Annotated in this window: 12 protein-coding genes; 7 read left to right on the forward strand and 5 right to left on the reverse strand. The window is 58.0% G+C overall.

Annotation, left to right across the window (positions count from 1 at the left end; genetic code table 11):
• Positions 1-3: 3 nt before the first annotated feature.
• A complete protein-coding gene (locus RBB63_RS19435; protein WP_309386772.1) occupies positions 4-375 on the reverse strand; it encodes a dUTPase in 372 nt (123 codons plus the stop codon).
• A 120-nt stretch (positions 376-495) separates the two neighbouring features.
• Here RBB63_RS19435 and RBB63_RS19440 point away from each other — a divergent pair, with 120 nt between their 5' ends.
• Positions 496-1125 (forward strand): methionine biosynthesis protein MetW, encoded by a 630-nt coding sequence (locus RBB63_RS19440; protein ID WP_309386773.1) that lies wholly within the window; start codon positions 496-498, stop codon positions 1123-1125.
• Between the two features lie 20 nt (positions 1126-1145).
• Here the strand turns inward: RBB63_RS19440 and RBB63_RS19445 are convergent, their stop codons facing one another.
• Both RBB63_RS19445 and RBB63_RS19450 read right to left on the reverse strand, forming a co-directional pair.
• The gene (locus RBB63_RS19445) at positions 1146-1748 is read right to left on the reverse strand and encodes a hypothetical protein (RefSeq protein WP_309386774.1); all 603 of its coding nucleotides are present in this window, start codon (positions 1746-1748) and stop codon (positions 1146-1148) included.
• Between the two features lie 131 nt (positions 1749-1879).
• Entirely contained in the window at positions 1880-2440 is a 561-nt protein-coding gene (locus RBB63_RS19450) for a hypothetical protein (RefSeq protein WP_309386775.1), read from the reverse strand.
• Between the two features lie 170 nt (positions 2441-2610).
• Between RBB63_RS19450 and RBB63_RS19455 the strand changes: the two genes are divergently transcribed.
• The 3 genes from RBB63_RS19455 to RBB63_RS19465 all read left to right on the forward strand — a co-directional run bounded on the left by RBB63_RS19455 (position 2611) and on the right by RBB63_RS19465 (position 7736).
• Positions 2611-4137 carry an FAD-binding oxidoreductase gene (locus tag RBB63_RS19455; RefSeq protein WP_309386776.1) on the forward strand — a complete coding sequence of 509 codons (1527 nt, stop codon included), beginning with the start codon at positions 2611-2613 and terminating at the stop codon, positions 4135-4137.
• A 1552-nt stretch (positions 4138-5689) separates the two neighbouring features.
• On the forward strand, positions 5690-7000 hold the full coding sequence (locus tag RBB63_RS19460; RefSeq protein WP_309386777.1) for a glutamate-5-semialdehyde dehydrogenase: 1311 nt from the start codon (positions 5690-5692) through the stop codon (positions 6998-7000).
• Between the two features lie 208 nt (positions 7001-7208).
• Complete coding sequence (locus RBB63_RS19465; RefSeq protein WP_309386778.1) at positions 7209-7736, forward strand: rhodanese-like domain-containing protein; 528 nt, start codon at positions 7209-7211, stop codon at positions 7734-7736.
• A 13-nt stretch (positions 7737-7749) separates the two neighbouring features.
• Here RBB63_RS19465 and RBB63_RS19470 read toward each other — a convergent pair whose 3' ends face one another.
• A complete protein-coding gene (locus RBB63_RS19470; protein WP_309386779.1) occupies positions 7750-8238 on the reverse strand; it encodes a phage regulatory CII family protein in 489 nt (162 codons plus the stop codon).
• A gap of 250 nt (positions 8239-8488) precedes the next feature.
• Between RBB63_RS19470 and RBB63_RS19475 the strand changes: the two genes are divergently transcribed.
• Both RBB63_RS19475 and RBB63_RS19480 read left to right on the forward strand, forming a co-directional pair.
• Positions 8489-8896 carry a hypothetical protein gene (locus RBB63_RS19475; protein ID WP_309386780.1) on the forward strand — a complete coding sequence of 136 codons (408 nt, stop codon included), beginning with the start codon at positions 8489-8491 and terminating at the stop codon, positions 8894-8896.
• 150 nt (positions 8897-9046) lie between these two features.
• On the forward strand, positions 9047-11095 hold the full coding sequence (locus tag RBB63_RS19480; RefSeq protein WP_309386781.1) for an ATP-binding protein: 2049 nt from the start codon (positions 9047-9049) through the stop codon (positions 11093-11095).
• A 51-nt stretch (positions 11096-11146) separates the two neighbouring features.
• Here the strand turns inward: RBB63_RS19480 and RBB63_RS19485 are convergent, their stop codons facing one another.
• Positions 11147-11482: an STAS domain-containing protein gene (locus RBB63_RS19485; RefSeq protein ID WP_309386782.1), complete on the reverse strand. Its 336-nt coding sequence runs from the start codon at positions 11480-11482 to the stop codon at positions 11147-11149.
• A gap of 386 nt (positions 11483-11868) precedes the next feature.
• Between RBB63_RS19485 and RBB63_RS19490 the strand changes: the two genes are divergently transcribed.
• Entirely contained in the window at positions 11869-14025 is a 2157-nt protein-coding gene (locus tag RBB63_RS19490; RefSeq protein WP_309386783.1) for an ABC transporter substrate-binding protein, read from the forward strand.
• The last annotated feature ends 99 nt before the right edge of the window (positions 14026-14124 follow it).

The following is a 14124-nucleotide window of genomic DNA, read 5'->3' on the forward strand; positions in this document are numbered from 1 at the left end:
GCGCTAGATGTGCTTGGAGTCTGCTTCGTCTTTGACCACGTAACCACTGTCCTGACGGGCGTGGTTCACCTTGTTTTTCTTGGTGTAGGCCTCGTAAACATCTTCAGCGGACATGCCGAGCACTTGAGCGGTGGAGATCAGGAAGTGAAACAGGTCGACGACTTCCACGCGGGCGTTTTGCTCATCAAACTCCTGATACTTCGCCCACCATTTCCACGGCACAGAATCGATCAGCTCGGCGGTTTCCTGCTGCATCGCGCGTGTGTAATTGAGCACCCACTTAATTTTTTCCTCCTGGGTCAGGCTGCTGGTATCGACCCCAATGCGCTTGTTGAGCGCTTCTTGCTGCTGAAAGATTTCGTCGAGCTTGTCCATGCCGTCACGTAAGCCGGACCGGGGCTTGGGGGCAAGTTTTTTACGCCGTCAGCCTGCGTGGTTTTTGCAAAATGAACCGGGGAGCACGTTTTGTAATTTTGCATTTTAAATTCCCCATCAATGCGTCAAGCTGGCGCGTTTATGGGAAGACACGCCGTCAAACGCGAAATGGATCTGCAAATCCTTCTGGAGTGGATTGCCGACGGCGCGCGCGTGCTCGACCTGGGCTGCGGGCGCGGCATTTTGCTGGAGGAGCTGATGAACCGCAAAAACTGCTACGCCGTGGGCATCGACAACGACCTGGCCAAAATCACCTCCTGCGTGAAGCGCGGCGTGCCCGCCTACCAGGGCGATCTCTCCGAACTCCTCCCCTGCTACGACGACAACTCTTTTGACTGGGTGGTCTGCTCACGGACCCTCCAGGAGCTGGACAACTCCCGCGAAATTCTGGAGCAGGCGCTCCGCGTGGGCAAAAGCCTGGCCGTCGGCTTCGTCAACCACGGTTACTGGCTCAACCGCTGGCACATGCTCCGCAGCGGCTCCCGCGTGCGCAACGAAGTCTACCCGGAAGCCTGGTGGGAAAGTCGCAAAATGAACCCCGTTTCCGTGGCGAGCTTTGAGGAGTTTTGCCAAGCCGAAAAGGCCAGCATCCACCGCCGCAAATTCCTGGCCTCCGACTGGCGCAGCCCCTGCAATTTCCTGCCCGGCTGGTTCGCCGGATACGCGGTCTACGAGGTCCGCCGCGGGTAGCATTCGCCATCAGGCGTGTCTTACTCGGGCAGGTTCAGCACTGGCAGTTCAATCGTGATGCCTTGCTTCTGGGGAGCCGCTTCTTCAGCAACGGGTTTCTTGAAGGCCGCTTCGTAGCCTTCCTTGCTCATGCGCTTCCAGTGCGACGTATCGCCCTTGTCCACCTTGTTGCCAATGCCATAAGTACGGTATTCCGACTCCGGCACCTCGAAAAAGACGATTTGGTTGATCACATCACTCTTGCAGGTGAACAGGAAGCGTGGGTCAACCCAATCGCTGAATTCCCGTTGAGGATGACCGATGCGCATTTCCTTCGTCACGACATAGCCAGGCACAATCTCCTTGCGCTGCACGCTGTAGCTGCCCACCGGAATAAAGCTATCCAGGGAAACAGTGTCCCAGTTCGTGGCCACATGATAAATGCCATAAGCAAGCCCCGCAAACAGGAGGAAGCCCAACAGTGACATGAACTTGCCCCAGACGCCCATCAGGGCATGCTTAAACCGGTTAGAGGCTTTCCGGCGGGCATGGATATCCCGCATCCGCCGCCCGGTGATGTGCTCGGCGGCCGCTTTGCCCGCATCTGGTTGACGCTCTTTAGGAATTAATTTCAGTTTACCCATCGATATACTTGCTCGACACTACCCTTACGCGGTATCTGGGCATGTCAATGACTCACGGTCACGAAAACGGATATTTTGCCAAAATTGGCGATTTGGCGCCAGCGCTGCAGATGCTCATTAGCAACGCTTGCCTAACGAACTGGCGACTGGCCGGTTGCCTGCGCAAAGTCACGGCTGCTGACCGTTGACCAGCTCGATGCGTAGTCCGACTGAACCTGGGCCCCGACAAACGCCTTTTCATAATCCGACTCGTTGATCCGAAAATAGAAAACCTTGTTGGTCGTGTTGCCTGTGCAGACCAGGTAATAAGTCGGCTCAACCCAATCTGTGTAATCCTTGCTCTTCTGGGTTTTGCCCTTCTCCTTGTCGACCAGCGAGCCGGGCACCAAAATCTTTTGCGACACCGTCAACTGCTTGTCCTTGTCGGACGAGGGCAACACTGACTCGATTTTCTCAACGATTTTTGCCGTAGACGAGTCAACAGCTTCCTCCGACTCAGCCGCCTGCCCCTGATAATACTGGTAGGCGAAGTAGCCGCCGCCCCCCAACAGGGCAAGCACCACCAGAAACTTAAATAACGAACCAATGGCCCCGTTGCGCTGCTGGGCGCGGTCAAAGCGCTCCTGCTCAGCCATTTTCTTGGCGCGGGCTTCGGGATCTCGGCGGGATGGTTTGGGCGTGTAGTCGTCCATCAGGAAATATCATTATAGGGGACGCGCCAGCGTCAACTGCGGAAATTCGCCAATCTAGCGTCAGCGAAGATTTTTTACATGATGCAGGCCTTCACCGATTGCGTGGGTTGGAGTCCCGCCTTCAGGCGACCATGCTGCCACCCCCATCATCGACTCCAGCGCACTGATCCATGCAAAAACCGCCCCAACCCCATTTCGGTGAAATCCCCTCGCAGTCGCGGTTTGCCAAGGCGCGGTTTTCCCCTTTGTTTGATGCCGTGACGAAAAAAGCCCAACTCGCCCGACTCCGCCGACGCCTCGGCGACGCCGTCAGCACCGCCGAAGGCGATCTCGCCCGCTGCTCGCTCGACAGCGCGCGCCTGCCCTTTCGCCCGGACGCCGTCGTCCGCCCGCAGTCCGACGACCAATTGCAGAAAATGCTGCTCCTGGCCAACGAACTGCGCGTGCCCGTGACGCCGCGTGGCGCGGGCTCGGCCACCACCGGCGCCGCCTCCCCCATCCACGGCGGCTGGGTGCTCGACCTGACTGGCTGGAATCAGATCCAAATCGACGCCACCGCTGGCATGGCCCATGTCGGCGCCGGCGCCGTCACCAAAGACATCAATGACGCCGCCGAGCGCAAGGGCTGGTTTTACCCACCCGACCCCTCCTCGCTCAAATACTGCACCATCGGCGGCAACCTCGCCACCAACGCGGGCGGTCTGCGCGGCGCCAAATACGGCGTCACGCGCGACTATGTCTTTGCGCTGGAAGGCTTTTTACCAACCGGAGAACCCGTTCGCTGGGGCGCCCCGCTGAAGAAATTTGCCTCTGGCTTCAACCTGCGCGACCTCTGGATCGGCTCCGAAGGTATGCTCGGCGTCATCACCGGCGCCACGCTCAAGCTCATCCCCAAACCCGCAAGTCGCTGGACCTGTTTGGCCGCCTTTCAAAATGAAAGCCAGGCGCTCCGGGCCGTGAAAAAACTGCTCGGGCTCCGCGTCGTGCCCAGCATCCTCGAATTCCTCGACCGCCAGAGCGTGGACTGCGCGCAACGGCGGCGCGGCGGACCGTTTTTCCCGAAAATCAAAACCTGCTCGCTCCTCCTGCTGGAGCTCGACGGCCACCCCGCCGCCGTGCGCGAATCCAGGCAGATCGTGCAAGCGCTCTTTAAAGAGCGCGCCCTCGCCAGCCGCCAAACCAGTGACCCCGCGCAGGCGGAAACGCTCTGGGAAGCCCGCCGCACCTGCTCGCAGGCAATGTTCCAAATGGGCGACACCAAGCTCAACGAGGACATCGTGGTGCCGCTGCAATCCTACGAACCACTCATTCGCTACACCTTGGAGCTCAAGAAGTTAACCGGCCTGGCGACGCCGACCTTTGGTCACGTGGCCGATGGCAATTTCCACGTCCACCTGATGTATGATCATGGCGACCCCGACCAGTGCGCCCACGCCGAGCGCGGCCTGCAGTTGCTCATGGAAAAAGTCGTCGAACTCGGCGGCGCCATCACCGGCGAGCACGGCGTAGGCCTGGCCAAATCCCCATTCCTGCACCTGCAACACACCAAGGCCGAGATCGCCGCCATGAAGCGCATCAAGGACGCCCTCGACCCCAACGGCATCCTCAACCCCGGCAAAATGTTTGATGAATTCATCATGTGGCGCCACGAGCGCGACTACGCCTGGACCTTCCCCTGGGACCACCATAAGGCCTAGTTAGGTGTTCGAAAAGGTGGAGCCCGGTGTCCCTACCGGGCTTGGTATTGCCTCTCCGTCAACCCGCTGGATGAAACAAGCCCGGTAGAGACACCGGACTCCACCTGTTGAAATAGCTTTTTTGCATTTTCGAACACTCCTTAGGGAGTGTTTTCAGTCAATTTTGCCCCAACGGGGCTACGCATCAATAGCCCAGGGTTGGCATGAGGCCGCAGATGCGGCAGAATGCCTACCCTGGGGCCACGCTGGTTGCATTGCCCTATCCCAACGGGATTGCGCAAAACGACATCTTGCGTAGCCCCGTTGGGGCAGCCCAAGATGCAAAATGAGTCTCCGTTGGCCCTTGCAAGTTGGACTTTCTGGCTCAATAGCTCGACCAATGAATCGAAAGGAACTACTGAGCCAGTTCTACGTCGGAACGCTATCCACAGTTCTGATTGTCGGACTTTTCATTGGCGCTGCCCTCAGCCAAGTTTCTTCACCGGATTACCAAGAGCTCTATTTACGCACACTTCCATTCTTCCTTGCAGGCTTTCTGTCATACGGGCTCTTAATCTGGAGCATGAAAAGGATTTCTTGGCCAGCATCCGCTTGGACTGTGATAGGATTGCTTTTCTTTATAGAGTTTTCGCTCAGAGTCTGGGCCTAAAAGTGGCACGTAGGAACGGTTCTCCTCAACCCTCCGCCACACATGGTGTTTCAATGGAACAGTTAGGGCAACCGTCCCCACCGTGTACGCCCCAGAACCACGATGCGGGCCGCAAAGACGCCAGCGTCCCCCAGCTCAAAAAACTGCACAAAAAACCATAAAAACGCTTGCCATGTTCACTTTTTTGTTTAGTATACAAATCTTCCATCACCTTAAAATCCACCAACGCCATTTCTCCCATGAAACCACGCCATCCGATTTAGTCGACGGGGCCCACTGCGCCCCTCACCACGCCTTGCTTGGCGATGTCCAAGCCACTGGAGCTTCCCACGGAGCCCATTCGCGAGCAACGCCATTTGGGCTGCCTGACGCCGTCAGCGCCACGCCCAATCGCCCGCGACGCTCCCAGGCTTTAAACCAGCCCCCGCGAACCATTGCGTCTGCGGGCGCACGCCAGTGGCGACCCATCCATGTCACTTGCCAGGCGTCCCACCCTCCATTCCGCCGCGCCCGCCGCGCCATAAGCCACAGCGCCAACTCACCATTGGCCGCCGAGCTTTGCCGTGCCGCCCATTCGGAGCCAGGTCTGGCGCCAAGTTAATTCAATCAAGTTGCGCGCTCGCTCAAGGTTGGAGTCCCGGCTTTAGCCGGCCATGCTGCCTCACCGTACTGGCATGGCCGCCTGAAGGCGGGGCTCCAACCCACGCCAATGCAACAAAACACAAACACTGGTCCATTTGAGGAAATCTGCCCCCCCCCCACACACACTCTCTCTCTCTTATATATACGCAATTAACCACCACCTCCCCCCCCCTTCCCAGAAAATCCACACTTCACACTCCCCCCCCTCCCCCACAAAAAAACAGCTTCCCTAAAATGCTAAATTCTATTCCATTCCTAACCATGTCCGAAGAAACCCAAGACCTTAAGCAGCTCATCACCGGCATTGCCAAGCAGGCCCGGGCGGCCTCGCTCGAGCTGGCCGTACTGGACGCCAGCGTCAAAAACCAGGCGCTGGGCATCCTGGCTGAGCGCATTGTCGCTGCGACGGACGAATTGCTCGCAGCGAATAAGAAGGACCTCGCCGCCGCCGAAGCCTTGGAACTCGCCAAGCCCATGGTCGAGCGGTTGACCTTTACCCCCGAGCGCATCCAGAAAATGGCCGATGGCGTGAAGGAAGTCGCCGCCCTCCCCGACCCCGTCGGCGAGGAGCTGGAGCAGATCGAGCGCCCCAACGGCCTCGACATCCGCAAAGTGCGCGTCCCCATCGGCGTGGTGGGCATCATTTTCGAATCACGTCCCAACGTGACGATTGACTGCGCGGTGCTCTGCTTGAAAAGCGGCAACGCGGCCATCCTCCGCGGCGGCAAGGAAGCCTTCCACACCAACATGGCCCTGGCCAAAATATTGGCCGAAGCGCTGGCCGAGGCGGGCATCAACCCGCACGCCGTCCAACTGATCCCCACCGTGGACCGCTGGGCGCTGACCGAGCTGCTCAAGCTCGACCAATACGTGCACTGCATCATCCCCCGCGGCGGCGAAAGCCTCATCCGCTTCGTCGCGGAAAACAGCCGCATCCCCGTCATCAAGCATTACACTGGCGTGTGCTCGATCTACGTGGACATTGACGCCGACGCCGACCTGGCTGAGTCCATCGTGATCAACGCCAAGACCCAGCGCGTCAGCGTCTGCAACGCGATCGAAAACCTCTTCATCCACCGTGAGGCCGCGCCGGACCTCCTCCCCCGCCTCACCCACGCCCTGGAAAACAAGGGCGTCGTGCTGCGGGTCGACCAGGACTCCGGCCGGATGCTGGAAAAGATCAACGCTGGCGGCATCGCCCACGGCGCGCCCGGCATTGAGTTTGAGTACGCCACGGAGGACGATTTTTACGAGGAATACCTCGACTACAAAATCGCGATCAAGCTCGTTGACGACGTTGCCGAGGCCGTTGCCTGCATCAATCGATACGGCAGCGCGCACTCCGATGGCATCGTCACCACCAACGAAGCAACGGCGAAAAAGTTCCTGCAGGGCGTCGACTCCGCCACGGTTTACTGGAATGCGAGCACCCGCTTCACCGATGGCTATGAATTTGGCCTGGGCGCGGAAATTGGCATTTCGACGGACCGCCTGCACGCCCGCGGCCCCATGGGCTTGCGTGAGCTTTGCACTTACAAATATCTGGTTTTCGGCACGGGTCAAATCAAGTAGCCCCCTCCCCCGATTGGTGTCGGCGGGCGGTGACAAATTCCATAAGCCATTACCCCTATGCGACTAAGGGCATATTGGCACGTTTCCGCGCATGATGAATCCGACCTTCATTAACTATCCTTAGTCAAAAACCCTACATTTAAAGTGCTCTTTTACATGGGTTTATGCACTTGATTCCGCATGCTGGCGACGATACGCAATCACTCTAATGAAGACAACGATCTCTCCCCAGGAATTGTCTGACGCACTGCGACACAACCCGGATAACTGGTTCTTAATCGACGTTCGCAGCCCGGGCGAATACCGCAGTGGGCACATCCCCGGAGCGTCCAATTACCCCATCGACCGGTTCACCGAAACAGAGGTGAAGCAGCTCCACCATGCCGCCAACGGGCGTCGCGTTTGCCTGATCTGCCAGTCCGGCGTGCGCTCCAAGCGCGCATTTGCGATCTGGAAATCAACGGGGCTGGACAACGTAGTGGAGCTCGAAGGCGGCATGAATCGTTGGCCGGGCGAGGCTGGCGTCAGCGCCGCCTCCAGCGGAGGCATGAACCTGGATCGGCAGGTCAAAATCATCGCCGGACTCAACGTCATCGTTGGCTCGCTGCTGGGCGCCTTCATCAGCCCGTGGTTCCTCCTGATTCCGGGCGTCTTCGGCGTGGGGCTCACAGTCGCCGGCGTTTCCGGCAGTTGCGGCCTGGCCATCGCCTTAACCAGAATGCCCTGGAACCGCTAGAACGCGGTCATCATTAAATCCCGCTCGGCGGCGGTTCCGGTGGCTGAATGGCGCGGATCTGCGCAAAGTTGCCTTCCTCGCAAGCCGTTACAAACCCTTCAGTGTAAGCCTTCAGCCGGTCCCACAACTGGCGTATCGCGGTAGCCTCCTGATCGGTGATCTTGTTATCCAGCGCAGCCTGGGTAATCTCGGACAACAGGGCGGCGAACTGGCGGACGATTTCGTTGGTCGCCGGCATGTAGCGATAAGCCCGCGCCGCGCTTTCCGGATCGCGAATAAACACGCCATCGGCCTGTTGGCACAGCCAATGCAGCACCTCGTTATCCGGCGCTACAGAGTTGAGCTGCACCGCGCGATCAAGGGGGTTCGTCGTGCCGCTCTGGTCCTCCCCCACCGGCTGCGACCATTTATAGAGGAGAGAGACGGAAACGCCAATTTCCTCCGCGATTTGTTTTGGGCTCTGGTCGGCAAAGCATGCTTTCACCACTTGATGCGATTTCATGACGGTGGGATTCTGTGACGCCGTGCCACAGGAAGCAAGCCTCAGGAGTAAAAATGCCAGACTCTGGGAGATTTAACACTGGAGTTGTTAGCCTATATCGCATACAAGACGGACCGTTCTCATGCACGAAACGCAAGCCGCCAACAGGCGGAACTTTCGCCTACGCCACCGCTGTGATTGACAACGCCAACTCACCCAACATCCTCACCACAACAAACACTTAGCCATTCCATCACCGGGTATCACCGCCATGCTTGGTTTCCTGAAAAATCTATTCAAAGCCGGGGGCAGCTCCTCCGACGGCCTCATTCAAAGTCAACGCGAAGCCATCGTCGACCTGTTGGTTTACTGCATGTATTCGGACCGCACGGTCTCGCTCGCCGAAGACCAGCTCATCCAGCGCCGCCTGGAATCCATGGATTGGCAAGCCGTGGACAGCATCGACCATTATTACGACCTTTCCGTGACGCGGGTGCGCGACATCTTGGGCAATGACGCCGCCCGCAAGAGCTTTCTGGAGCGCGTGTCTGCGGGGTTGGGCGACTCCGCCACCCGCGAAAAGGCCTTCCAGCTCAGCCATCAGCTATTCCTGAGCGACGGAGTGGAAAGCCCAGATGAAGCCGCGCTCGAAGCCGAACTCCGTGACGCCCTGCTCTAGAAGTCGTCTGCGCATTTAACCACTCCCCTGAATTTCCAGACTGCCTAGGGCCGCGCTTTATTCCTTTGACGCTAATCAATGGCTCAAATACACTGCGAACGTTATCAATCGACGGGGCCCTAGAACATTCCCCAGATAACTACTACTGTTTTGGACTTAAAACTGCAGCTGCAATCTCGCTCGCTCCGGGATAAGATCACCCTGATTATTGGGCTAACGGGTCTTGTCCTGCTGATGCTTTCCGGCATCGGCATCGTCATTTACCAGACCTTCGACAGCCTCCGCGCCTTGGAGCAGGAACTGAGCAGCAACTCCAAGCTGATCGGTCACCAGATCGCCCTGGCGGCGGAACGAGCTGACCCCTACGAAGTCAAAACCGCACTCAGCCTGCCGCTGCAGCAAGAGCAGCTGAACTGGATCGCCTTTCAGCGCGCCAATGGCGAAATCATCTACGGCGAGGCCAGCGCCAGCCGCGCGCCGCAAACCATCCAGTCGCAAGAGGTCGACCGCATGACCATTCAAGATGGCGAGGCCATCTACTACCACCGCATTATCCACCGCAACCACTACTACGGCACGCTCGCCCTGGCCTCCAACCTGGCCCCCGTCTGGCGATCAGTCGGCATGAGCCTGCTCGCCAGCTTTTCCATCCTCTTCGCCTGCCTGCTCGTCGCGCACCGTCTCTCAGCCCGCTTACTTGACTTTATCCTGATCCCCGTGCGCCAGTTGGCGGAAACCGCAGGCCGTATTACCCGCTCCAACAACTTCTCCCTGCGCGCCATTAAAAACTCCGACGATGAGCTGGGGCAGCTCACCGACGCCTTTAACCACATGCTCGTCCACATCGAAGCCCGCGAGAGCGAGCTTGAGCAAGCCAGGCGCGAACTGGAAACGAAGGTCAAGCAGCTCAATGAAGAGCAGGAGCAGCTCCGCAAAGCGCAAATACGCGAAAGGCGTTTACAGCAGCGCCTCGTGATTGCCCAGCGGCTGGAGTCCCAGAACCTCCGCAGCGCCAAGGAGCAGGCGGAAACCTCCAGCAGCGCAAAATCCGAGTTTCTGGCGTCCATGAGCCACGAAATCCGCACGCCGATGAACGGCATTATGGGCTTTGCCTCCCTCTTAAAGGAAACCAACCTGGACGAGGAGCAGACCGAGCTGGCGGACATCATTCACTCCAGCGCCAATAACCTGCTGACCCTGCTCAACGACTTGCTCGACTTTTCCAAAATCGAGGCGGGCCATATCGAACTGAACTTCTCCCCCTTCGACCTCAAGTCCCTACTGCACGAGACTGAGTCGATCTTCCAGCATGAAATTGCGCGCAAAGAGCTCGCACTGAAGATCCATGTATCCGAGCGGACGCCCCACACCGTAGTCACAGACGCCAGCCGTCTGCGCCAAATATTGTTTAACCTCGCTGGCAACGCCATTAAATTCACCGACGAGGGCACAGTCGAAATACGTGTGGACGCGATCCCCGTCAGCTCCAAGGAACTGCTTTGCGAATATTCGCTGAATATCGAGGTGCGCGACACCGGCATCGGCATCGCTGAGAGCAACCAGGCCAGGATCTTCAATTCCTTCACCCAAGTAGACGCCAGCGCGACCAAGCGCTTCGGCGGCGCCGGCCTCGGGCTCGCCATTTCCAAGCGCTTGACGGAGATGCTGGGCGGGGAGATCGGGGTCCGCAGCAAAATCGGCGATGGCTCGACGTTTTTCATCACGATCCCCGTGCGGGCGGCCTCTCCCGCCAAGGAAAAGATCATCGAAACGCCCGTCCTGACTGGTGGTCGCGCGCTGCGCGTGCTCGTCGCCGAAGACAGCCCAGTCAGCCAGAAACTTCTCTCCGCACTGCTCTATCGTCGGGGCCATTCCTGCCAGATTGTCGAATCAGGCGAAGAGCTGCTGCGCGCCTACATGCCGGGAGAATTCGATGTCGTCGTGGCTGATGTGCACATGCCAGATCTCGACGGGCTCACCGCCGTGGCGAAAATCCGCAAGCGCGAAAGCGCGGCCGAGCGCAAGGGCATCGCCCCGGCCTACATTGTCATCATCACGGCAGACGCGGTGGGCGCCACACGCCAGGACGCCATGAAGGCCGGCGCCGATGAATACATGAACAAGCCCATGGTGAACGAGGAGTTCTACCAAGCGCTGGAAACCGCCCGGCAACGGCTGGAGCGCAACACCACGCCATAAAAAAGCCCCGCTTCTTGATCAAGCGGGGCCAGAGATTGGTCTAAAGTTGACTTAAGCGAGGGCGTCGACTGCTTCTTCGCGGGTTCCGTAGATCGGGAAGATCGAAGTGAAGCCGGAGATTTCGAAAACCTGCTTAACGTTAGGGTTCAGCGTGGACAGCGCAATCGAGCCATTCAGCTTCTTAAATTGCTTGGCGGCAGCGAGTAATACGCGCAGACCGGCGCTGCTGATGTAGTCCAACTCACGGCAATCCACGAGCACTTTTTGCTCACTGGATTCGACCAAGGCGTTGAGCGTTTCCTCAAGCTGGCCGGAAGTGCCGGCGTCGAGTCGGCCCTTCAAGCTGACAATGTTGATGCTGTCTTGTTTTTCCTGGTTGATTTCCACAGTGCTATGGGGGTTGGTAAGTTAGTAGGTTCTAAAGTTGATCTGACCAAAAAACGGCGACATGCCCCCCGAATCAAGACTAATTATCGCTCTAAAACTGTGTTCGTCCGTTTTTGCTCGATGAAAAATGCCTCTAACCTTCGGCATATTACAACCGCGTTACAAACACAGTTTCAAACTCTGCGAAACGCTACGTTTCAGTAAATCATTCCGAAACTCCGACCGTCTCACTCCGCAGGCACGCCAAAGGCTGTAAGCAGGCCATATCGAAATAACCCATCAGGGAATAAACAGATATGCCCAGACATCTGACGTTCCCTACCTCATTCGATTATTGCGCTTCGGCCAATACATCATTTCCTGATATTCAACTTGAGTGCTAACTAGTGGCAGCTATCCGATACGACAGACACCGAAAACCTGCATGGCGAATCGCCTTGGCCTGCTGCGCCCTGCTTTGCGCGGCTCAGGTGGCGGCGGACAGCAATGACCACCCGAACGACTTTACCAAAGTCACCCTCCAACTCAAGTGGGAGCATCAGTTTCAGTTCGCCGGTTTTTACGCCGCCCTTGAAAAAGGTTATTACCGCGATGCAGGATTGGAGGTGGAAATCCTCAAAGGCGGTCCAGAGGTTGATCCCGAAGAAATCGTGCTCAAAGACCAGGCAGACTTTGGCGTGGGCACACCTGAGCTGATGCTGGCTTATGCCGAGGGAGAACCAATCGTCGTGCTGGGCGTCATTTTTCAACACTCGCCCTACTGCTTCCTGGCGACGGAAGCATCGGGCGTCGGCAGCATCACCGACCTCGCCGGGCAAAACGTCATGATCGAGCCCCAGGCCAGTGAGTTGTATGCGTACCTGAAACGGGAGCAAGTGCCGGTCGACTCCCTCAGTATCCTGCCTCACACCTCCTCCCCGCAAGACTTGATCGACGGGCGGGTGAAGGCCATGTCCGCCTACGCCACCACCGAGCCATTCATGCTCAAGGCAGCCGGTGTCCCCTACAGCGTGTTTAACCCACGCTCCAGCGGCATCGATTTCTACGGCGACTGCCTCTTCACGACGCAGGATTTCCTGGAAGACCACCCCGATCTGGTGGACGACTTTTACGAAGCCAGCATGCGTGGGTGGGAATACGCCATGGATCATCCGGAAGAGGTCATCGACCTCATTCTGAAAGAATGGCCCACCCAAAGCAGCCGCGAAGCCCTGCAATTTGAAGCCGACATCATGGACGGGCTGATGCACGACGAGCTCATCCCCATCGGCTACATGTATGAAGGGCGCTGGAAACACATCCACGACACGTTCATCGAGCTCGGCATGCTCAAGCACCCAGTCGCTCTCGAAGATTTTCTCTATTCGCCCGATGACGCCTATAATCTGGAATGGGTCTACTGGACACTGGGCGCACTGATAGCTTCCACCTTGGTCGCCGTAGGAATCCTCTTGCCGGTATCGAAGCTCAACCTGCGCCTGCGCCATGAAATAACCGAACACCAGCGAACCGGCGTCAGGCTGGTGGAGGCCAAAGAACAGGCCGACAAAGCCAACAACGCCAAGCGACAATTCGTCTCCCAGGTAAGCCATGACCTGCGCACGCCGCTCAACTGCATACTCGGTTTTTCCGAACTCATGCGCGAGGGCGAGGAAGACATCGAACGACGCAGCCAACTCGCCGCCATCCATCAGGCTGGCATGACGCTGTTGTCATTGGTCGATGAGCTGCTCCACATCGACCGAATTGAATCGGGCCGCATCATCCTGGACGAAATCCACTTCAACCTCGACGACATTGTGGACAACCTCGTGGAACTCCTCAGCCCAATCGCTCGTGAGAAGCAAATTGATATTTTCTGCACCTATGAGTCCTCTTGGGCCGGCGATGTAGAGGGCGACCCCGAAAAACTGCGCCAGATCCTGACAAACCTTGTCGCCAATGCCGTGAAATTTACGGATCACGGCCACGTCGCCATCCGTATCCATCAAAACAAACCGGGGTGGGTCCGCCTCATCATCGAAGATACAGGGCCCGGCATTCCAGAGGAGTTTCTGGCCGAAATTTTCGAACCATTCGCCCGCGCCAAAGCCGTGGCGCAAAAAGAAGGCTCTGGCCTTGGCCTGACCATCGCCCACCGTTTAACGCTCGCCATGGGCGGCGCCCTCCATGCAGGCAATGCGGAACAAGGCGCCCAGTTCACCCTGGAGCTGCCCATCGCCACGGACTCCGTTTCTGAGCCGTCTGAACATCGCCAGTTTCAACGCCTGCAGCGCCTCCAAGTCGGTGTCGCCCTCGATGACTCCGCCTGGGCAAGCGCCGTGATCCAAAACATGCAAAGCCTCGGAGTGACGGTTCACCCGATGGCCCAGAACCCCGCGCCACCTGCCACTTGCCAGCTTCTGCTGATTCACCCGGAAGCCAATATCCAGGCGCCTGCATGGCTCAGCTCCAGCCTACCCAAGGTCACGCTGAAGCCTTTCCACCCCACCATGACCCGGCGCAGCATTGGACGTTTCCTAATCGAAGCTCTAGGACGCTAGGGTGTGTTCGAAAATGCAAAAGGCTATTTCAAAAGGTGGAGCCCGGTGTCCCTACCGGGCTTGTTTCATCCAGCGGGTTGACGGAGAGGCAATACCAAG

The organism is Cerasicoccus frondis (genome assembly GCA_031296915.1).
In the GTDB taxonomy this organism is placed as follows: Bacteria; Verrucomicrobiota; Verrucomicrobiia; order Opitutales; family Cerasicoccaceae; genus Cerasicoccus; species Cerasicoccus frondis.